Origin of the sequence: Variovorax sp. CAN15 (assembly GCF_030462475.1) — a bacterium.
Taxonomy (GTDB): domain Bacteria; phylum Pseudomonadota; class Gammaproteobacteria; order Burkholderiales; family Burkholderiaceae_C; genus Variovorax.
Window position 1 is genome coordinate 49,961 of record NZ_JASMRZ010000015.1, and the last position, 19,130, is coordinate 69,090.

A 19,130-nucleotide genomic window follows, 5' to 3' on the forward strand; every position below is an offset into this window, starting at 1 on the left:
CGACGGTCAGCCGGCGCCGTGCGCCTTCACCCAACGCACGATATCGGCCGCGCCCATCGCGCCGGCCTGCCGGGCCACTTCGCGGCCACCACGGAACAGCGCCAGCGTCGGGATGCTGCGGATGTTGAAACGCGCGCCCAGCGCAGGCACAGCTTCGGTGTCGACCTTGGCGAGCCGCACGTGGGGCTCCAGCTGGGCCGCAGCCTGTTCGTAGGCGGGCGCCATCTGGCGGCAGGGGCCGCACCAGGGCGCCCAGAAATCGACCAGCACCGGGATCTCGTTGCGGGCGATGTGGCGGTCGAAGGTGGCGGCATCCGCCAGCGCCGTCGAATGGCCGGTGAACAGCGGGCGGTGGCAGCTGCCGCAGTCGGGCGCGCTGCCCAGCTGCGCCGCGCGCACGCGGTTGGTCGTGTGGCAGTGCGGACAGACGATGTGCAGCGGGGGCGATTCGGTCATGGCCGGCAGATGGGGGCTGCGGAGGGCCTTTGCAAGGCGGTCGCGGGTTTTGCGACACTGGCTGCGTGACTTCTTCCGATACATCCGCGAAGCCGCTCGCCGTTGATTGGGCGGGCGAGCTGCTGCACCTGCTGCCCGAGCGGGCCCTGTGGTGGCCCGGGCAGCGCGTGCTGTTCGTGGCCGACCTGCACCTGGGCAAGGCCGCGACCTACCGCGCGCTCGGCCAGCCGGTGCCGGGCGGTACCACGCAGCAGAACCTGGCGCGGCTCGATGCCCTGATCGAAAGGCATGTGCCCCAGCGCATCGTGTTTCTCGGCGACTTCCTGCACGCTGCGCAGGCACGCACGGTGCTCTCCGCCGTCGAGGCCTGGCGCGCGCGCCACGCGGCCGTCGCCATGACGCTGGTGCGCGGCAACCACGACAGCCGCGCGGGCGATCCGCCGCCGGAGCTCGGCATCGAGGTGGTCGACGAGCCTTTCCTGCTCGGTCCCTTCGCCTGCTGCCACCATCCGCAGACGCATCCCACGCACTTCGTGCTCGCGGGGCATCTGCACCCGGTCTGCAGGCTCCAGGGCAGGGGACGCGACAGCGTGCGGCTGCCGTGTTTCGCGAGCGACGAACAGCAGGCCGTGCTGCCGGCCTTCGGCGAGTTCACCGGCGGATGGCTGATGGAGTCGGCACCGGGGCGGCGCTTCCATGCAGTGGGCGGCGATGCCGTCTGGGCGCTGCCCGTGCAGGAGTGAGGCTTGCTCCTTCCCCCTCTGGGGGAAGGCTGGAATGGGGACAGGCAGAGCGCCAAGTGGATACGCCGCTTGGCCCCCACCCCAGCCCTCCCCCAGCGGGGGAGGGAGAAAGAAGTCAGAGCACCACGGGCTCGTCCGGCAGTTCGTTCACGTCCAGCTCACCCTCGGCCAGCGGAAAGTGTTCCACCAGCAGCGCGGAGATCTCTTCCAGCGCCTGCGTGAGCCCATCCTCGAAACGGCCCTCGCGAAAGGCCGCGCTCATGCGCTGCGCCATCGCGGCCCATTCGGCGTCATCCACGTGCGCGTCGATTCCCCGGTCGGCCACGATCTCGATGGCGTGCTCGGCCAGCAGCAGGTAGATGAGCACCCCGTTGTTGTGTGCCGTGTCCCACACGCGCAGCTTGCCGAACAGCGTCACCGCACGCTCGCGCGGCGGCGCGTGGCGCCAGAGGTACGACATCGGCAGGCCGGCTTCGACGCAGATGCGGATCTCCCCGCTGTGGCGCCGCTCGCTCGCGGTCACGCGGCCCGCGAGGCGCTCCAGCGCTGCCGCAGGAATCGCGCGGCGCACCTCGGATTCGTCGATCCAGCGATGGCGCCAGATGCGGCCGAGCTTCGTGAAGAGGCCCGCTTCGCCTGACGGCTTCGTGTGCGTGGTCTGCATCGTGTTCACCAGTCCCCCGACGCGCCGCCGCCGCCGAAATTGCCGCCGCCGCCGGAGCTGAAACCGCCGCCTCCGCTACCGCCGCTGAAGCCGCCACCTCCGCTGCCCCAGCCTCCGCCGCCGGAACTCCAGCCGCCGCCCCCGCCACCGCCCGGACGCCCGGTGCCCGCGACCAGCGAGACGATCAGTGCCACCAGCGCCGCGATCACCGCGATGGCGATGCTGGTGGTGATGAAGAACACCACCACGCCCACGCCGCCGCCGATGAACATCGTGCCCAGCTTCTTGCCGAAGATGGCGCGTGCGATCGGCGCGCCGACGAAGACGCCCACGAACAGGAAGATCGCGAGGTTCTCCCAGTCGAAGCCCTCGTTGCCGCCGCCGCCACCGGTGTTGCGAGAGGGCTCCGGCAGCGGCTCGCCGTCGACCAGCCCGATGAGCCGGTCCACCGCCGCGTTCAGGCCGCCAGCGAAGTCGCCGTTGCGGAAGCGCGGCTTCATCTCCTCGTCGATGATGCGGCTGGCCGCCAGGTCGGGCACCGCGCCTTCCAGCGTCTTGGCCGTGGCGATGCGCATCTTGCGATCGTCCTTTGCCACCACCACCAGCAGGCCGTCGCCGACGCCCTTGCGGCCGATCTTCCAGGCATCGCCCACGCGCTGCGTGTAGCTGGCGATGTCCTCGGGTGCGGTGGTCGGCACCATCAGCACCACGATCTGCGATCCCTTGCGCTGCTCGAAGGCCGCGAGCTTGGCTTCGAGGCCGTTGCGCTGTGCGCTGTCGAGCGTGCCGGTCTGGTCCATCACCCGCGCGGTGAGCGTGGGGATCGGGAGCAGGCCCTGGGCGGTTGCGTTGCCCATCGCCAGCAGCACCCAGAGTGCCGCAAGTGCCTGGAGAAATAGCGCGCACCAGTCCGGGAACACCGCGGAACCGGCTTTGCCGGGCCGCGGGTGTTGCCCCCGGTGAGGGGGGAGGCGCAGTGACACGAAGTGCACGAAGCCTGGGGGAGAGCTACTTCTTCGGGGTGCTGAAGTCGACAGTGGGAGGCGCGGAGATCTGCGCCTCGTTCTGCACCGAGAAGTTCGGCTTCGGCGCGTAGCCGAAGATCTTGGCCGTGAGGTTGGTCGGGAAGCTGCGCGCGAGCACGTTGTACTCCTGCACGCTTTCGATATACCGGTTGCGCGCCACGGTGATGCGGTTCTCGGTACCTTCCAGCGTCACGCGCAGGTCGCGGAACGACTGGTTGGCCTTCAGGTCGGGGTAGCGTTCCGACACCACCATCAGCCGCGACAGTGCCGAGGAGAGTTCGCCCTGCGCCTGCTGGAACTTGTTGAAGGCCTCGGGGTTGTTGAGCGTCTCGGGCGTCACCTGGATCGAGGTGGCCTTGGCGCGCGCCTCGATCACCTTGGTGAGCGTGTCCTGCTCGAAGCTGGCCTCGCCTTTCACGGTGGCCACGATGTTCGGCACGAGGTCGGCGCGCCGCTGGTACTGGTTGAGGACCTCGCTCCAGGCCGACTTGCTGGCCTCGTCGAGGGACTGGAACTGGTTGTAGCCGCACCCGCTCAGGGACACGACCGCGGCAAGAATCAGGAACCAGCGCTTCATCATCATTTGCATTACCTCCGCAGAAGATGCGGAAGGTAGCATAGACGGCTCCATGGCCGTCGATCCTCTACAAGCCCTGCAAGCTGCCAATCGTGCGGTATTGCCCGTTGCATCTTCCGCCTTCGGCACGCTGCTGATCGCCGGCGCGACCGGCGCGCTGGGCGCCGAGCTGCTGCGCCGGCTGGCGGGCAGCCACCGGCATGCCCACACCCGCGTGCTGGCGAAGGAGCCGATCCGCGACGGGCTGCGCGGCGTCGAGACCTACCTGAGCCCCGGCCTGCCCATCGCGCAGTGGCCGCCGACCTCGGCCCACACCGCCATCGTCGCCTTCGACCCGCCGCGCCTGTACCACGACCGCGAGCGCGCGCTGTGGGTGCCCGAACCTTCCGGCCTGCCCGAACTGGCCCGCTGGCTGCGCGCCTGCGGCGTGCAGACGCTGGCCATCGTGCTGCCGCATGACCAGGGCCGGCTGCCCGAGGCGCTCAAGCGCGGGCTCGCGAGCCTCGACGAGCAGGCGGTGGTGGCTTGCGGCTTCGAGCGCGTGATCCTCGTGCGCTCGGCGCGCAAGCCGGCGAACGCGAAACTCGCCAACCCTTTCGAGCGGCTGGCCGCGTGGATGCTTTCGGTGGTGCGCTTCATGGTGCCCAGCAGCGAGCAGCCGGTGCGCGCGGCCAAGGTGGCCGAGCTGGTTGACGTGGCGCTGCGCATCGCGCCGCCGGGCGTGCACGTGGCGGCGCCCGAGATGGTGTGGCGCGCTTCCCAGGGCGACATGGAGGCCGGGGCGCGCGCGTGGCTGCGGCCCGAGGCCCTGCCCCCTCTGCCCTGACCGGCCTTGGCCTGACTCAACCGAAACGCAGCGAGCGCAACCCCACGGTGCGATCGACGCAGACCACCGCCACCAGCGTGACCACGATGCTCACCGTCGACACGGCCGCCGCAGTCGGGTCGAAGTCCCAGCGCAGGTAGTCGAACAGCTGCAGCGGCAGCGTCGTCATGCCGATGCCCTTGAGCAGCAGCGACATGTTGAACAGGTCGAACGAGATCACGAACGCGAACAGGGCGCCGGTGATGATGCCCGGCTTGATCAGCGGCAGCGTCACACGCACGAATGCACGCCACGGGGAAGCCCCGAGGCTGCGGGCGGCCTGCTCCAGCGTGCCGTCCTGGTTGTAGAGCGACGACGCGACGTTGGTGAACACATAGGGCAGCGTGACCAGCACGTGGCCCACCACCAGCCCGAACATCGTGCGCGTGCCGATGCCGCTCGCGTACAGGAAGAACAGCAGCGCGATCGCCGTGAGGATCTCGGGCAGCATGAGCGGCAGCATCAGCATCGTGCGCAGCCCCTCGCGCAGCCGCGTGGCATGGCGCACCACGTAGAGCGCGCCGGCCACGCCGATGACGCTCGAGCACACCGTCGCGATGGCCGCCACCTGCAGCGAGGTGCCGATGGCGCGCATGAAGGCTTCGTTGGTGAAAAGCGCGCCGAACCAGCGCAGCGAGATTCCCTGTGGTGGAAAGGTCAGGAACTCGCCCGCGTTGAGGGACATCAGCACGATCACCGCGATCGGCAGAAGCAGGAACACATACACCGCGCCGACGTAGGCCAGCCCCATGGCGTCGGCCATGCGCGCGGCCAGGGGTTTGCGCTTCGTCGTCATTGCAGGCCTTTCATGAAGCGTCCGGTGAGGCGGGTGTACAGCCACACGGCCACCATGCCGCAGGCCGAGAGCACCAGTGCCTGAGCCGCTCCGGCGGGCCACTGGAAGTTGTCGATCAGGTTCTGCACCACCAGCACCGACATCGTCTTGACCTGGGCGCCTCCGAGCATCACCGGCGTCACGTAGGCGCTCAGCGTGAGCACGAAGACGAGGATGGTGCCGGCCTGGATGCCGGGCCACGACATCGGGAGAACGAGCCGCCAGAACACCTTCAGCCGCGAGGCGCCGAGCGAGCGTGCGGCCTGTTCCAGCGTCGGATCGATGCTCTGGATCACACCCACCAGCGGCAGGATCATGAAGGGCAGGAACACGTGCACCAGCGCGATCGTCACGCCCAGCCGGTTGTTCATGAGCTGCAGTGCCGTCGATATCAGCCCGAGATCCATCAGCGCCCGGTTGATGACGCCGTTGCCCGACAGCAGGATCAGCCAGCCGAAGCTGCGCACCACCACGCCTACCAGCAAAGGCGACAGCACCAGCACGTAGAGCAGGCTGCCCCAGCGCGAACGCGTGCGCGCCAGGTGGTAGGCGACGGGGTAGCCCAGCAGCAGGCAGATCGGCACCGTGGTGACGCCGAGCAGCAGCGTGTCGGCAAGCACCCCGAGGATGTAGCCGTCGCCCAGCGCGTTGGCATAGTTGGCGAGCGTGAAGCCCGCGCCGTAGGGCGCACCCACCGCGGTGGGCCGCAGGCTCATGCCGATGATGTTGAGGTACGGCAGCACCAGGAACACGCCGATCAGCACCAGCGCGGGGGCGATCAGCCAGAACGCACCGCGGCCTGGGCGTCCCTTGCGTGCCCTGCGTCCATCGATCCGGTCGGTGCCGCGCACCGGCGCCTCGGCCGTCATCACGGCATTCATGGCGCGGCCGCGATGATCCAGGCGTGGCCCGGGTCGAAGGCGAAGGCGGCCTCGGCCCCGGCCTCCGCGCGCTGGCCCGGCGAGGTCTGCACCAGCAGGCTCTGGCCGCCGGCGCACTGCACCGTGTGCTCCACCGTGCTGCCGAGGAAATAGGCCGACTGCACCAGCCCCGCGTAGGGGCCGTCGTTGCGCCAGCGGATGGCCTCGGGGCGGATCGTCACGTGCACCGGCTGTCCCGTTGCCAGCGGCTGGTCGTGGCTTGCCGGCACGCTGCCGAGCGCAGTGCTCACGCGGTAGGTCGGGTACGGGCCGGGTTCGTCGGTGAGTCCCTCGATGCGGCCTTCGATGAGGTTCGAGCGGCCGATGAAGCGCGCCACCTCCACGCTGCGCGGACGCATGTAGATCGCCTCGGGCACGTCGAACTGCAGCAGCCGGCCGCCAAGCATCACCGCCACGCGGTCTGACATCACCATCGCCTCCGACTGGTCGTGCGTGACGTACAGCGTGGTGATGCCCACGCGCTTTTGCAGCTCGCGGATGAACACGCGCATGTCTTCGCGCAGCACCGCGTCCAGGTTGGCCAGCGGTTCGTCGAGCAAAAGGAGCCGCGGCTCGATGACCAGTGCGCGCGCCAGCGCCACGCGCTGCTGCTGGCCGCCCGAGAGCTGGCGCGGGTAGCGGTCGGCCATGGCGGTGAGCTGCACCATCGCGAGCACGTCGTCGATGCGGCGCCTGCACTCAGCCCTGCCGATGCCCCGCATCTCCAGGCCGAACGCCAGGTTGCGCCACACCGTGAGGTGCGGGAACAGCGCGTAGTTCTGGAACACCATGCCGATGTCGCGCTTCTCCGGCGGCAGGTCGGTGATGTCCTCGTCGTTCAGGCGCACGCGGCCTTCGTCGGGAAACTCGAACCCGGCCACGCAGCGCAGCGTGGTGGTCTTGCCGCAGCCGCTCGGGCCCAGCAGCGAGATGAATTCGCCTTCCTCGGTCTTCAGGTCGAGGTGCGCGATGGCCGGTGCCGGCGCGTTGTCGAAGCGCTTGCGCAGGCCGTCGAGCGACACCCGCGTGGTGCGCCGGCCGGCCGCCGTGCGGGTGGGGGCGGATGCGCTCACTTCATCTCCCGGTTCCAGCGGTCGGTGATGGCCGCCACCTGCGGGTTGACCTTGGTCCAGTCGAACTGGAAGATCGACTTCATGCGCTCTCCGCTCACTGGCACGTCCTTGGCGAGATCGGGCGGGAGCTTCGAGCGCACATTGGTCGGCGAAGTGAAGAACTCCCTGGCCATCATTTCCTGCACGTCGGCGCGCAGGATGAAGTCGAGGTACCTGTAGGCCTCTTCCTTGGCCGGCGCATTCTTCAGCACGTTGAACGACTGCTCGAAGGCCAGCACGCCCTCGGAAGGCACGACCATCTCCACCGGCACGCCCTTTTTCTGCAGCGCCACGATCTCGGGGAAGTCGATCACCGCCACCGTCACGTCGCCGCGCGTGAGCATGGTCGACAGCGTGCCGCTCCAGTCGGCCTGAGTGAACGGCAACAGCTTCTTTATCTCCGCGAAGGCGCGGTCGATCGCGTCCTGCGAGCCGCCGTAGAGCTTGGCCGTCATCAGCAGGAACAGCATCGCGGCCGTGTTTCCGATCTGGTAGAGACCGATCTTGCCCTTGAACTCGGGGTTGCTCCACAGGTCCGACCATGACTTGGGCGGCGTCTTCACGAGGTCCTTGCGGTAGCCGATGCCGATGGTCGAGACGATGCCGCGCACGCCGTTGTCGCCGGGGTTGTGCAAGATGGGGTACACGTTCGCGAGGTTGGGCACCTTGGCGGCGGGAATGGGCTCGAAGTAGCCTTCGGCGCGCACCAGGCTTGCGATGTTCTCGTTGACCATCAGGATGCTGTAGGGGGGCTTGGCGACACCGGCCGCGCGCAGGTTGGCGACGAAGTTCTTGCCCAGGCCGACGTCGAGCGTGGTGTCCACGCCGGCCGATTTCGTGAACATCGGCATCAGGTCGGAGCGCCAGAATTTCTCCCATCGGCCTCCGTAGGTGTTCACGACGAGGTTCTGCGCGGCGAGCGACATGCCGGGCATTGCCAGCGCGGACATGCCGGCCGCCGCCGCCATGGCTTGCAGACAGTCACGGCGTGAGAAATTTTTCATGGTGAAGATCCTGGGGAAGATGGAAGAAGGAACTGCTCAGGCGTTGGCCTGCTTGCGGTAGGCGTAGTTCTTGTCGAGGCGCTCGAGCAGGTACTCGCCGTAGGTGACGGGCTCGTAGCGCGGGGGATGCTGCGCGTCGGTGCAGGTGGGCAGGCACTCGATCAGCGCGTCCATCGCGGGGTCGAGGAAGTAGGGCAGCGAGTAGCGGTCGCCCCCGGAGCGGTTGATGACCCGGTGCGGCGTGGAGACGAAGCGGTCGTTGGTCCAGCGTGCCAGCATGTCGCCGACGTTGAGCACGTAGGTGTCCGGAATCGGCGGCGCCTCGATCCAGTCGCCGCCGCGCGGGCGTACCTGCAGGCCGCCGGAATCGTCCTGCGCGAGCAGCGTGATGATTCCGTAGTCGGTGTGCGGCGCCGAGCCCATCTGGTCGTCCTCCACGGGCGGCTGCGGGGGGTAGTGCAACGCGCGCAGGAAGGTGGTGGGGCGCTCGAAGTGGTGGTCGAGCGCATGCGCCTCCAGGCCGAGGCTCAAGGCGATCAGGCGCACGATATAGCGGCCCAGCGCGTCCACCTCGCTCACGTATGCGGTCATCGCGGGCTTGAAGCCCGGCAGCCACCCGGGCCACTGGTTGGGGCCCTGCATCGGCAGGCCGGCGAGCAGGCCTGCGTCGTCGGGCGGCAGCTCGTGCATCAGCATCAGCGATTCGCTCATGTTCGGCCGCGTGACCTTGGCCACCGACGAGGTCACGATGGTCGAGGTGGCCATGCCCATGTAGCCGCGATGAAAGGCGTTGATCGCAAGCGAGCGCTTCTGATCCAGCGTGGAGGCGTGGAATTCGCGGGAAGCCGCGAAGGCCGCGTCCCGCGTGGCGCGCCGCACGGTGTGGCCCGAGATGTAGGCGAAGCCGATGGTGCTCAGCGCTTCGTGCAACTGCAGGGCGGAGGTCCTGGCCGCGGGGTGGCTCGGGTCGAGGTTGCCGCCGAGATCGACGAGGGGGATGGAGTTCGGCATCTGGCGTCGGATGTCAGGGAAGGGATGGAGAAGGAGAAGACGGGGAAGGAGAGGAGCCATGGCGAGGCGCGCCGCGCCATTGGTCGAGCAACTCGCGCGAGTCCATCACCAGCCCCAGGTGCAGCGACACCATCGCGAGCGCTGCCCCTTCCAGATGAGGATCGGTGCCGCGCACGAGGTCGCGCAGCACGATCACGCGGTAGTTGCGGTTGCTGGCGTCGAAGGCGGTGTTGAGCACGCAGCAGTCGGTGAAGCCGCCATCGAGCACCACGGTCTCGATGCGCTGGTTGCGCAGCAGAAAGTCGAGGTCGGTCGGGTAGAAGGCCGAGAGCCGGCGCTTGCCGTCCACGCGCATGTCGCCGGGCTCCACGCGTGTGACCCATTCGGTCCACTTCGAGCCTTCGATGGCGTGCGCGTCGGCGTTCGGAATCTCGCCCACGTGCAGCGGGAAGGTGCGCCGCCACGCGGACGGAATGCCGTTGATGTCGTCCACCCCGCCGGGCCGCAGCACCGACCGTACGTGCACGATGCGCACGCCCAGCGCGCGCACCGCGTCGTGAAAGCCGTCGATGGGCGCCACCACGTCGCGTGCGCGCGGCGCGGGGCAGGGGCAGTCGGGGCTGTCGTCGAGGTGGCCGCGATGCATGTCGATGGAGACGACAGCCGTGGTGGCCGGATTCAGGTAGTCGGCGAACTGCGCCGCGTCGAGCTCGCGCTCCTCGTTGTAGACCCAGGCCTTCATCGGCGCTCTTCTCTCACATAGGGTTGACCCAGCGCGCCGGGCTCTTCGTCGGCGCCGCGCCGCGAGAGCGCGACCCACACCATCACGCCCAGCGTCACCGCGTACGGGGTCATCATCACGAAGTACTGCGGCAGCTGCACGCCGGCAGCGGCCAGCTGGGGAATCAGCGCCTCGATGCAGCCGAAGAGCAGCGCGCCGACGAGTGCCTTCCACGGCGACCAGCGCGCGAAGATCACCAGGCCCACCGCAATCCAGCCGCGCCCGCCGGTCATGCCCGCGATCCACAGCTTGGTGCTGACCACCGAGATGTAGGCACCCGCCAGCCCCACCAGCGCCGAGCCCGCGAGCACCGCCGCGAATCGCCATGCGGTCACGCGGATGCCGGCTGCGTCGGCCGCCTGCGGGTTCTCGCCCACGGCGCGCAGCCGCAGGCCGGCCGAGGTGCGCGCGAAGAACCACGCCACCGCGCCGAAGATCGGCAGCGTGAGCCACACCATCGCGTTCTGCTCGAAGAGCTTGCCCATGCCCGGCAGCAGCGAGAGCGGCCACAGCCCCATCGCGCCGATGCCCTCGGTCGCATGGTTGGTCCACTCGGCCATGGAGCCGACCAGCGCGGTGAGCCCCTGGCAGAAGAACACCAGCGCGAGCCCGGCGATCACCTGGTTCACGCGCAGCCAGATCACCATCACCGCGAACAGCACCGACACCAGGCTTGCCGCCAGCATCGCGAGCACCAGCGACACGGCCGGCTGGCCGATGGCGATCTGCGCGCCGATGCCGGCCAGCGCGCCGACCAGCATCAGCCCCTCGGCACCGAGTGCCAGCACGCCCGCGCGCTCGCAGATGATGAGACCGAGCGCCGCGAGCGCATAGGGTACGGCGAAGTCGGGCGTGCTCGCCAACCAGTTGAGGACGATGCCGCTGTTCATGCCACAGCCTCCCCGCCCACGCGGCGCAGCCGGTGGCGGATGAAGAAGTCGCTCGACGCCACGCACACCACGATCACCGCCTGGATCAGCTGCACCATCGAGAACGGCACCTGGTAGAACACCTGCAGGCTGCGGCCGGTGACGAAGAGCGCCGCCACCAGCAGCGCCACCACCGTGGCCGCCAGCGGGTTGTTGCGCGCGAGAAAGGCGATGAGAATGCCCGAGAAGCCGTAGCCCTGGTAGAAGGCCTGCGTGAGCCGGCCTTCCTGCCCCGCCGCCACCGCGAAACCCGCGAGCCCGGCCATCGCGCCCGACAGCAGCACCGCGCCGTAGATGGTGCGCCGCACCGGCACGCCGCTGGCATGCGCCACACGCGGGTTGGCGTCGACGAAGCGCAGGTACAGGCCCATGCGGCTCACGCTCGCCAGCCACCACGCCAGCAGCGCGACGACGCCCGCCAGCAGGATCGAGCTGCCGATGCCCGCGCCCAGCTCGGGCAGGCGCTCGAACACGCGGAACTGCGGCGAGTAGGGGAAGTTGTCCTTCGGGTCCTTCCAGCTGCCGTAGACCAGGTGCAGCAGGAAGTTGGCCGCCATGTAGTTGAGCATCAGCGTCGAGATGATCTCGTTCACGCCGAGCTTCAACTTGAGCCACGCGGGGCCCAGCACCCACAGCAGGCCGCAGCCGATGGCCGCGATGAACATCAGCGGCAGGCGCAGGTTCTCGGGGCCGATCTGCCACATCGAGATGGCGGTGGCGCCGATGGCGCCCCAGATCATCTGGCCTTCGAGCCCGAGGTTCCAGAAGCGCGCGCGGAAGGCGACGCAGCCCGCGAGGCCGACGAGGATCATCGGCGCGGCCTGGAACAGCACGGCGCGGAAGTTCTGGCCGTCGAAGAAGGTCTGCATCACGAACTCGTTGGCGAGCTCGTCGGCCGGCACGCCCGCCGCGATGAGGATCGCCGCCGAGATGGCGAAGCCCGCGAGCAGCGCGGCCGCGAGGATCAGCGCCTGCCAGTGCCAGGCCATGTGCTGGCGGATCTCCAGTGCATAGCGGCGGCCGGCAAGCGGCTGGGGCTGTTGCGCCGCCTGTGTCTTGCGCGATGGGGCCATGTCGGCGGAGAGCGATGCTTCAGCCATGGTCCACCATCGCCTGTCCGATGGCCTGGCGGTCGGCGGGCTGCGCGAACTCGCCGGCGATGCGCCCGCGCGTCATCACGCCCACGCGGTCCGCGAGCTGCAGCACCTCGTCGAGGTCCTCGCTGATGAGCAGCACCGCCGCGCCGCTGTCGCGCGCGGCGCGCAGCCGCGCATGCACCTCGGCGCTGGCGCGCACGTCGAGCCCGCGGCTGGGGCTGTGCGCGAGCACCAGCGTGGGCGACTTGCCGAATTCGCGCGCCAGCACCAGCTTCTGCGCGTTGCCGCCCGAGAGCAGCGCGGCCTTCTGCGCAACCGAGCGCACGCCCTGCACGTCGAAGGCGCGCACCGCTTCCTGCGTGTCGCTCTGGATGCGGCTGCGGCGCAGCCGCCACACGGGGCCGTAGCGGCCGGTGTGCACGCGGCCGATGGCGTAGTTCTCGGCCACCGAGAGGCCGCCCGCGAGCGCGAGCCCGTAGCGGTCCGCCGGAATCGCGGCGATGCCGATGCCCCGGCGCACCGATGCGGCCATGGTCTTCAGGTCGCCGTGGCCTTCGAGCCGTATCTCGCCTTCGGTCGGCTCGCCCTGCAGGCCCATGATCGCGCCCGCCAGTTCGCCCTGTCCGTTGCCGCCCACGCCGGCCAGCCCGTAGATCTCGCCCGCATGCAGTTCGAGGTCGACGCCGTCGAGCACGCGGCGGCCCTCGGGCGATGCGGGCGTGCGCAGCCCGCGCACCGAAAGGCGCACCGGGCCGCGTGGCGCGGCCGGCGGCTGGAAGCCCTGCGCGGCGATCGACTCCCCCACCGTGAGCTTCACCAGCTCCGCGACAGAGGTTTCGCCGGGCTGCAGCGTGGCCACGGTGCGGCCGCCGCGCATCACCGTCACGCGGTCGGCGTAGGTCTTCACGTCGGCCATCTTGTGCGTGACCAGCACCACCGCCGCGCCTTTGCGCGCCAGCCCCTGCACCGTCTGCAGCAGGCGCGCGGCTTCCTGGTCGGTCAGCACGGCCGTGGGCTCGTCGAGGATCAGGATGCGCGCCCCAGCCAGCAGCACCTTGAGGATCTCCACGCGCTGCTGCTCGGCGACCGACAGCGCATCGACGCGCTTCGACGGATCGATGTCGAAGCCCAGCTCCGCCGCCTTGTTGCGGATGTCGCGCGTGATCTCGCGCAGCCGCTCGCCGTGGCTCTGGAACTCCGCCGACGCCGGTGCGGTGAGCAGGATGTTCTGCGCCACGGTGAAAGGCCGCACCAGCTTGAAATGCTGGTGGACCATGCCGATGCGGTGCTTCGCCGCGTCGCGCGGGCCGGCGAAGCGCACCGCGTTGTCGTCCACCAGCAGTTGCCCGGCCTCGGGCGCGTAGAGCCCGGCGGCGATGTTCATCAGCGAGGACTTGCCCGCGCCGTTCTCGCCCAGGAGCGCATGCACCTCGCCCCAGCGCGCGGAGAAGTGGGCATCGGTCAGCGCCGCGAAGCCGTCGAAGGACTTGCGTATGCCGGTGAGTTCGAGCGCATTGGGCATGAGGTGCGTGGCTCCGGCTTACTTCTGCGTGACCACGCCCTTGACGAACCAGTCCATCTTCCAGAGGTCGGCGTCCGACAGCACCGCGCCCTTGGCCACGCGCTCCTTGCCGTCGCGGTCGGCGAGCGGGCCGGCGTAGATCTGCTTGCCCTTCATGATCGCGTCGCGCTCGGCGGTGATGAGGGCGGCCTTGTCCTTGGGCACGGCCGGGCCGAAGCCGGCGATGTCGGTGCCGCCGTCCTTCATCTCGATGAAGGCGCCGTAGGGCGCGGGCTTCCAGTTGCCGGCCATGATCTTCTTGAGTTCCGGCGTGAGGAAGCGGTCCCACACCCACACCGACGAGCACAGCGTGGCCTTGGGCGCGAACTGGCGCAGGTCGCGGTGGTGGCCGGTGCCGTACACGCCGCGCTCCTGCGCGACGATCTGCGGCGTGGGGCTGTCCACGTGCTGGCCGATCACGTCGGCGCCCTGGTCGATGAGCGCGGCCGCGGCGGCGCGCTCCTTCACCGGGTCGTTCCAGGCGCCGGTGTAGATCACGTTGACGGTGGCGTTCGGGTTCATCTTCTGCGCGCCGAGCGCGAAGGCGTTGATGGTCCAGTTCACCACGCCGAAGGGGTTGGCCGCGACGAAGCCCAGCTTGCCGGTCTTCGATGCCGCCCCGGCGGCCATGCCGCAGAGGTACTGGCTCTCGTAGGTGCGGCCGTAGAACGACTCGAGGTTGCTGCCGTTGGTGGTGCCCGAGCCGTTGAGGAAGGCCACGTCGGGGTACTTCGCGGCCAGGTCCTTGAAGCTGTCGGAGTAGCCGAAGGCGGTGCCGATCACGATGTTGGCGCCGCGCTGGATGAACTTCTCCGCAGCGGGCTTGATGGCCGAGGCGTCCTCGGGCACGTTCTCCACGAACTGGATCTTCTGGCCGATCTCCTTTTCGATCTTCACGCGGGCCTCGTCGAAGGCCTGCGTCCAGCCGCCGTCGTTCTTCGGGCCGAAGTAGAGCATCGCGATCTTCGGCTTGTCCTTCAGAGTGAAGCCGTCGGCGGCGGCAGCGGGCAGCGTGGTGAAGGACGCGCCTGCGGCCGCGATGGTCATCGCGAAGCCCAGGCCGGGAGTGAGGGTGCGCAACTGCATGGAACTACCTTTGAAGGGAGGCGTTAAAGAAGGGAAGCGGGAAGGGGAAAGAGAGAGCAGCGAGCGGCGCGGTGCGCGTCACATCATGAAGTTGATGCGGAACACGTTGCCCTCGGGATCGAGCAGCACCGACTGGTACCAGTTGTAATAGGTGACGTAGGGCGGCTTGACGAGCGTGGCGCCGGCTTCGAGCGCGAGGGGCACCATGCGGTCGACGTCGGCCTGGCTGTCGACGTCGATGTTCAGCAAAAACTTCACGCCGCGCGTGTCAGAGAACTCGCTCAGGTGCAGCAGCTCGTAGGCATCGAGCGCGTTGAAGCCAAGGCTCGACTTGCCGGTGTCCAGCCCGCGGAAGATGGGCGAGCGGATCGCCTCGATCTCTGTGAAGCCGAACACGCGCTGGTAGAAGCCGCTGAGCGCGACCACGTCCTTCGCGAAGACGTTGACGTAGGACAGGTGGGCCATGCGTTCAGGCCGTCACTTTGGTGCCGCCGAAGGTCGTCTGCTTGACGAACTTCGAGGTGAGGTGATCGCCCGAGGAAATGGGTGCGTACTTCGGCTCTTCGCCCGGCGCGAGGCAGCTCGGCAGGCACTCGACCATCGCGTCGTAGTTCGGCTGGTGGAAGAACACCAGCGACTGGCGGCGGTTGATGCTCGCCACCTCGAAGGGCGGGTTGATCACACGGTGCAGCGTGGACACCCACTGGTCGTTGGTCCACTGCATCATGAGGTCGGCGATGTTGACCACCAGGCCACCCTCGACCTGCGGCACGTCCACCCACTGGCCGGCCTTGTTGAACACCTGCAGGCCCTTGTCGTCGGGCAGCACGATGGTGAGGCTGCCGTAGTCGCTGTGCGCGCCCGCGCGCAGCTGGCCGGGCAGCGGCTGCTCGCGCTGCGGCGGATAGCTCAGCACGCGGAACATGCTGATGTGCTTGTCGATCTTGTCGTCGAAGAAGGTCTCGGGCAGCGAGAGGCCGAGCGCGAAGACGCGCATCAGCGAGCGCGAGAGATCGCTCATCGCCTCGAAGTAGCCCTCGTACGCTTCCTTGAAGCCCTCGATGGGCGGCCAGCTGTTGGGCTCGAAGTGCGGGCCGGCGGCGGGGCCGCGGTGGTAGTCGTCGTCGGGCACGTTCGAGGGGCCGATGGAGAAAGACTCCTTCAGGTCGCCGGGCGCGGCCTCCTCGAGGCTGTAGGAGAGGCCTTCCTCGCCTACCGCGCTGTAGCCGCGCACGGCGTCCTCGCGCGGGCGGTCGACCTTGCGCTTCTCGGCCAGCGGCATGTCGAAGAACCTGCGCGAGAGCGAGGACACGCGCGAGATCAGCTCCGGCGAGATGCCGTGGTTGGTGATGACGAGGAAGCCGATGCTGCGGCAGGCTTCGTCGACTTTCTTCGCGACCTCGGCCTTGCCTTCGGCGGTGCCGGCGAAGTAGGGCGCGAGATCGATGATGGGCACGGACAGCAGGGTCATGGCAGGTTCCTCATGCTTGGCATGCCTTTCGCCATGCAACGTCTGTGCCAGTTGGACCAAATGGACAAACAGCATCCTTCGCGTCAGCATGGTGCGCAGGAATGCGTTGCGAAGGCGGTCGCGGCGCAAGGCGATGCACCGTGGCCTTACAGTGGTGCGCCGTTTGCCGTTTGCCGATTCACGATCAGATCAATCAAGAGCGAGGGAAGATGCCGAAGACAAAAGCGCTGGCTGCGAATGCCGGCAAGGAGAGCCCGGCGCGCAAGCGCGCGAAGCCCGCGGTGCGAAGCGCGTCCGCAGTGAACCGCCGGTTGCGCCAGATAGAGGACAAGCGCAGCGCGATCCTCGGCGCCGCGCTGGGGCTGTTCTCGCGCTTCGGCCTGCACGGCACCTCCATCGACCAGGTGGCCGCGCGCGCCGACGTGTCGAAGAGCAACCTGCTCTATTACTTCGCGAACAAGGAAGAGCTTTACGTCAACGTGCTGCGCGACCTGCTCGCGCTGTGGCTCGAACCGCTGCGCGGCTTCAGCGCCGAGCAGGACCCGGCCGAGGCCATCGGCGACTACATCCGCCGCAAGCTGGTGGTTTCGCGCGACAGGCCCGATGCATCGCGGCTCTTCTGCCTGGAGATGATCCAGGGCGCGCCGCTGCTGCGCGACGAGCTGGACCGCGAACTGCGCACGCTGGTGGAGAAGAAATCGGAAGTGATCCGTGCGTGGATCGAGGCGGGCAAGCTGGCGCCGGTCGATCCGCACCATCTCATCTTCGCGCTGTGGGCGATGACGCAGCACTACGCGGACTTCGGGGTGCAGGTGCAGGCGCTGTCGGGGCACACGCTGGAGGACGAAGGGTTCTTCGAGCAGACCGTCGAGAACGTGCAGCGAATCGTTCTTCAGGGCATCACGCCGCGCTGAGCCTTGCCTTGCTGGAGGGGTGGGGTGGGGGCAAGCAGCGTGTCCATCGAGCGCTCTGCCTGCCCCCATCCCAGCCTTCCCCCAAAGGGGGAAGGAGCAAAGACGGGTCAGTGCTGCGGCGGCGCGGCGATCTCGTGATACCGCCGGTCGAAGTAGATCAGCCCCTGCGCCGCACCCCCGATGGCGATGGAGACGGCCTCGCAAAAAAGAACATCGTGCGTGCCCGCGCTCGTCGCGTGCACCACGCGGCAATCGAAGGACACGGCCGCGTCGTCGAGCATCGGTGAGCCGGTGGTCTTGCTGCTCCAGCGCGCGGCGGCGAAGCGCTCGTCCATCGGCGTCTTGCCGCCGAATAGCGCAGACAGCGACTGGTGCCCCGCGGCCAGCACGTTCACGCACAGCACGCCGTTGGCCTTGAACGCCGGATACACCGAGGCCGAGCGGTTCAGGCACACCAGCAGCGTCGGCGGTTCGTCGGTCACGCTGCACACCGCCGATGCGGTGAAGCCGGCCCGGCCGGCCGGGCCGTCGGTGGTGATGATGTTCACCGCCGCGCCCAGCCGTGCCATCGCGTTGCGGTAGTCGGCCTTCTGCAGGCCCTGCGCCAGCACGGCGGGATTCGGTGACGGTGAAGCGGGGGGCGGGGCCATGGCGTTCTGCAGCATCTCGAGTGACTCCTTCAGGCCAGCAGGCAGGCCTCGTCGAAGGACAGCCGCGGCAGGCGGCCGAACACCTTCGACGCATCGCCGTGGCCGAGGTTGATGAGGAAGTTGACGGTCCAGTCGGTGCCCTCGAAGAAGGCCTCGTCGACCTTCGCCTTGTCGAAGCCCGACATCGGGCCGGCGTCGAGCCCCACCGCGCGCGCCGCGAGCAGCAGGTAGCCCGCCTGCAGGCTGGCGTTGCGAAAAGCTGTCTCGTGCGCGGCCTCGGGGCTGCCGGTGAACCAGCTGCGCGCATCGGCGTGCGGGAACAGCGTGGGCAGCCTGTCGTAGAACTTGCGGTCCCACGCGGCGATGACGGTGACGGGCGCGGCCATGGTCTTGTCGAGGTTGCCCTTGGAGAGCGCGGGCGCGAGGCGCTGCTTGCCTTCGGGCGTGCGCACGAAGACGAAGCGTGCGGGCGAGCAGTTGGCCGAGGTGGGGCCCAGGCTCGCGAGCGCGTAGACCTGCTTCAGCTGGGCATCGGTGACGGGTTCGTCGGTCCAGCCGTTGTGGCTGCGCGCGCCGGTGAAGAGCAGCGAGAGCGCGGCGTCGTCGAGGGTATTGGTGGAGGTCATGCAGGAACGGCGGGTGCGCTGACCCGCGAAAGAAAGTCGAGCAGGCTGCGGTTGAAGTCTTCTGCCTCGGTCACGCAGTGCGCGTGGCCGCCATGCGGCACGAAGTCGAGCGTGACGTCGCGCAGGCCGTCGGCCAGGCGCTGGGAGCAGGTCCAGGGCACGAGCACGTCGTCCCTGGCGGCGGCCACGAGCGTGGGCGCGGCGATGTCGGCGAGGCGCGCGTCCACGTCGAAGGCCCGCAGGGCGGAGATACGCGCGCGCATGTTGGCTTCGCCGGGGAAGTGCGCGAAGGCATGGTCGACTTCATCGGCCACGCGCTGGGCGTGTTCGGCCGCCCATGCGGCGGGGTACAGGAAGATCGGCTGCGCTTCGACGTATGCGCGCGGGCCGCAGGCGCCGAGCAAGGCAAGTCGTGCATCGAAGCAGCGCGCCGAATGCGGGTTGGGCTTCGACCATGCATTGACTAGCGCGAGGCTCGCGATGCGCGAAGGCGCATCCAGCGCGAGCTGCAGGCCGACGAGGCCGCCGAGCGCATGGCCCGCGAAGTGGCACCGCGAGGTGCTGGTGGCGTCGAGGATCTCGAGCACGTCCTGCGCCATGTGCGCGATGGCGTAGGCCTCGGGCAGCGCGGCGGGGCTGCGGCCCGTGCCGCGCTGGTCGTAGGCGATGACGCGGTGCCCTGCGCCGATGAGCGCACCGAGCTGCGGCTGCCAGAACCCGGCCGAGCCGCCGAGGCCCGAGGACAGCAGCACGGTGGCCGCTGCATCGGACGGCCCGTGCACCTCGTAGTGCAGCGCGCTCAT

22 protein-coding genes are annotated in these 19,130 nt (G+C 68.9%); 3 read left to right on the forward strand and 19 right to left on the reverse strand.

Translation table 11 applies throughout. The annotated features are described in order from the left end of the window. Positions 1-6: 6 nt before the first annotated feature. On the reverse strand, positions 7-456 hold the full coding sequence (trxC, locus tag QMO14_RS13135; RefSeq protein ID WP_301507652.1) for a thioredoxin TrxC: 450 nt from the start codon (positions 454-456) through the stop codon (positions 7-9). Between the two features lie 65 nt (positions 457-521). Between trxC and pdeM the strand changes: the two genes are divergently transcribed. Then, positions 522-1,199 carry a ligase-associated DNA damage response endonuclease PdeM gene (gene pdeM / locus QMO14_RS13140; RefSeq protein WP_301507653.1) on the forward strand — a complete coding sequence of 226 codons (678 nt, stop codon included), beginning with the start codon at positions 522-524 and terminating at the stop codon, positions 1,197-1,199. A gap of 115 nt (positions 1,200-1,314) precedes the next feature. On the opposite strand, the gene QMO14_RS13145 is transcribed toward pdeM, so the two are convergent. The 3 genes from QMO14_RS13145 to QMO14_RS13155 all read right to left on the reverse strand — a co-directional run bounded on the left by QMO14_RS13145 (position 1,315) and on the right by QMO14_RS13155 (position 3,471). Further along, the gene (locus tag QMO14_RS13145; protein ID WP_301507654.1) at positions 1,315-1,863 is read right to left on the reverse strand and encodes a TPM domain-containing protein; all 549 of its coding nucleotides are present in this window, start codon (positions 1,861-1,863) and stop codon (positions 1,315-1,317) included. 5 nt (positions 1,864-1,868) lie between these two features. After that, entirely contained in the window at positions 1,869-2,783 is a 915-nt protein-coding gene (locus tag QMO14_RS13150; RefSeq protein ID WP_301507655.1) for a YgcG family protein, read from the reverse strand. A gap of 88 nt (positions 2,784-2,871) precedes the next feature. Further along, positions 2,872-3,471 (reverse strand): LemA family protein, encoded by a 600-nt coding sequence (locus QMO14_RS13155; RefSeq protein WP_301507656.1) that lies wholly within the window; start codon positions 3,469-3,471, stop codon positions 2,872-2,874. Between the two features lie 46 nt (positions 3,472-3,517). Here QMO14_RS13155 and QMO14_RS13160 point away from each other — a divergent pair, with 46 nt between their 5' ends. Next, positions 3,518-4,291, forward strand: coding sequence for a hypothetical protein (locus QMO14_RS13160; protein WP_301507657.1), 774 nt, complete (start codon positions 3,518-3,520; stop codon positions 4,289-4,291). A 16-nt stretch (positions 4,292-4,307) separates the two neighbouring features. Here QMO14_RS13160 and QMO14_RS13165 read toward each other — a convergent pair whose 3' ends face one another. The 12 genes from QMO14_RS13165 to QMO14_RS13220 form a co-directional block, all read right to left on the reverse strand. After that, positions 4,308-5,126: an ABC transporter permease gene (locus tag QMO14_RS13165; protein WP_301507658.1), complete on the reverse strand. Its 819-nt coding sequence runs from the start codon at positions 5,124-5,126 to the stop codon at positions 4,308-4,310. Beyond that, the gene (locus QMO14_RS13170) at positions 5,123-6,046 is read right to left on the reverse strand and encodes an ABC transporter permease (protein ID WP_301507659.1); all 924 of its coding nucleotides are present in this window, start codon (positions 6,044-6,046) and stop codon (positions 5,123-5,125) included. The genes QMO14_RS13165 and QMO14_RS13170 overlap by 4 nt, the downstream gene beginning before the upstream one ends. Beyond that, positions 6,043-7,158 carry an ABC transporter ATP-binding protein gene (locus QMO14_RS13175; RefSeq protein ID WP_301507660.1) on the reverse strand — a complete coding sequence of 372 codons (1,116 nt, stop codon included), beginning with the start codon at positions 7,156-7,158 and terminating at the stop codon, positions 6,043-6,045. Before QMO14_RS13175 ends, QMO14_RS13170 begins: the two co-directional genes overlap by 4 nt. After that, positions 7,155-8,201: an ABC transporter substrate-binding protein gene (locus QMO14_RS13180; protein ID WP_301507661.1), complete on the reverse strand. Its 1,047-nt coding sequence runs from the start codon at positions 8,199-8,201 to the stop codon at positions 7,155-7,157. The genes QMO14_RS13175 and QMO14_RS13180 overlap by 4 nt, the downstream gene beginning before the upstream one ends. A 36-nt stretch (positions 8,202-8,237) precedes the next feature. Continuing rightward, the gene (locus tag QMO14_RS13185) at positions 8,238-9,212 is read right to left on the reverse strand and encodes an isopenicillin N synthase family oxygenase (RefSeq protein WP_301507662.1); all 975 of its coding nucleotides are present in this window, start codon (positions 9,210-9,212) and stop codon (positions 8,238-8,240) included. A 13-nt stretch (positions 9,213-9,225) separates the two neighbouring features. Beyond that, positions 9,226-9,954 (reverse strand): cysteine hydrolase family protein, encoded by a 729-nt coding sequence (locus tag QMO14_RS13190; protein WP_301507663.1) that lies wholly within the window; start codon positions 9,952-9,954, stop codon positions 9,226-9,228. Further along, positions 9,951-10,883, reverse strand: coding sequence for an ABC transporter permease (locus tag QMO14_RS13195; protein WP_301507664.1), 933 nt, complete (start codon positions 10,881-10,883; stop codon positions 9,951-9,953). Before QMO14_RS13195 ends, QMO14_RS13190 begins: the two co-directional genes overlap by 4 nt. After that, on the reverse strand, positions 10,880-12,022 hold the full coding sequence (locus tag QMO14_RS13200; protein ID WP_301507665.1) for an ABC transporter permease: 1,143 nt from the start codon (positions 12,020-12,022) through the stop codon (positions 10,880-10,882). The genes QMO14_RS13195 and QMO14_RS13200 overlap by 4 nt, the downstream gene beginning before the upstream one ends. Next, a complete protein-coding gene (locus QMO14_RS13205; protein ID WP_301507666.1) occupies positions 12,015-13,541 on the reverse strand; it encodes an ABC transporter ATP-binding protein in 1,527 nt (508 codons plus the stop codon). Before QMO14_RS13205 ends, QMO14_RS13200 begins: the two co-directional genes overlap by 8 nt. Positions 13,542-13,559: 18 nt before the next feature. Beyond that, the gene (locus QMO14_RS13210; protein ID WP_301507701.1) at positions 13,560-14,627 is read right to left on the reverse strand and encodes a BMP family ABC transporter substrate-binding protein; all 1,068 of its coding nucleotides are present in this window, start codon (positions 14,625-14,627) and stop codon (positions 13,560-13,562) included. A 117-nt stretch (positions 14,628-14,744) separates the two neighbouring features. After that, positions 14,745-15,131, reverse strand: a complete 387-nt coding sequence (locus tag QMO14_RS13215) for a VOC family protein (protein ID WP_301507667.1) — start codon at positions 15,129-15,131, stop codon at positions 14,745-14,747. A gap of 4 nt (positions 15,132-15,135) precedes the next feature. Then, on the reverse strand, positions 15,136-16,137 hold the full coding sequence (locus QMO14_RS13220; protein WP_301507668.1) for an isopenicillin N synthase family oxygenase: 1,002 nt from the start codon (positions 16,135-16,137) through the stop codon (positions 15,136-15,138). Between the two features lie 209 nt (positions 16,138-16,346). Here QMO14_RS13220 and rutR point away from each other — a divergent pair, with 209 nt between their 5' ends. Beyond that, complete coding sequence (rutR, locus tag QMO14_RS13225) at positions 16,347-17,051, forward strand: HTH-type transcriptional regulator RutR (protein WP_301507669.1); 705 nt, start codon at positions 16,347-16,349, stop codon at positions 17,049-17,051. Positions 17,052-17,158: 107 nt separating this feature from the next. Here the strand turns inward: rutR and rutF are convergent, their stop codons facing one another. The 3 genes from rutF to rutD are packed head-to-tail and all read right to left on the reverse strand — an operon-like array spanning position 17,159 to position 19,130. After that, complete coding sequence (rutF, locus tag QMO14_RS13230) at positions 17,159-17,716, reverse strand: NADH-dependent FMN reductase RutF (RefSeq protein ID WP_301507670.1); 558 nt, start codon at positions 17,714-17,716, stop codon at positions 17,159-17,161. 14 nt (positions 17,717-17,730) lie between these two features. Further along, on the reverse strand, positions 17,731-18,327 hold the full coding sequence (locus QMO14_RS13235; protein WP_301507671.1) for a malonic semialdehyde reductase: 597 nt from the start codon (positions 18,325-18,327) through the stop codon (positions 17,731-17,733). Next, complete coding sequence (gene rutD, locus QMO14_RS13240) at positions 18,324-19,130, reverse strand: pyrimidine utilization protein D (RefSeq protein ID WP_301507672.1); 807 nt, start codon at positions 19,128-19,130, stop codon at positions 18,324-18,326. Before rutD ends, QMO14_RS13235 begins: the two co-directional genes overlap by 4 nt.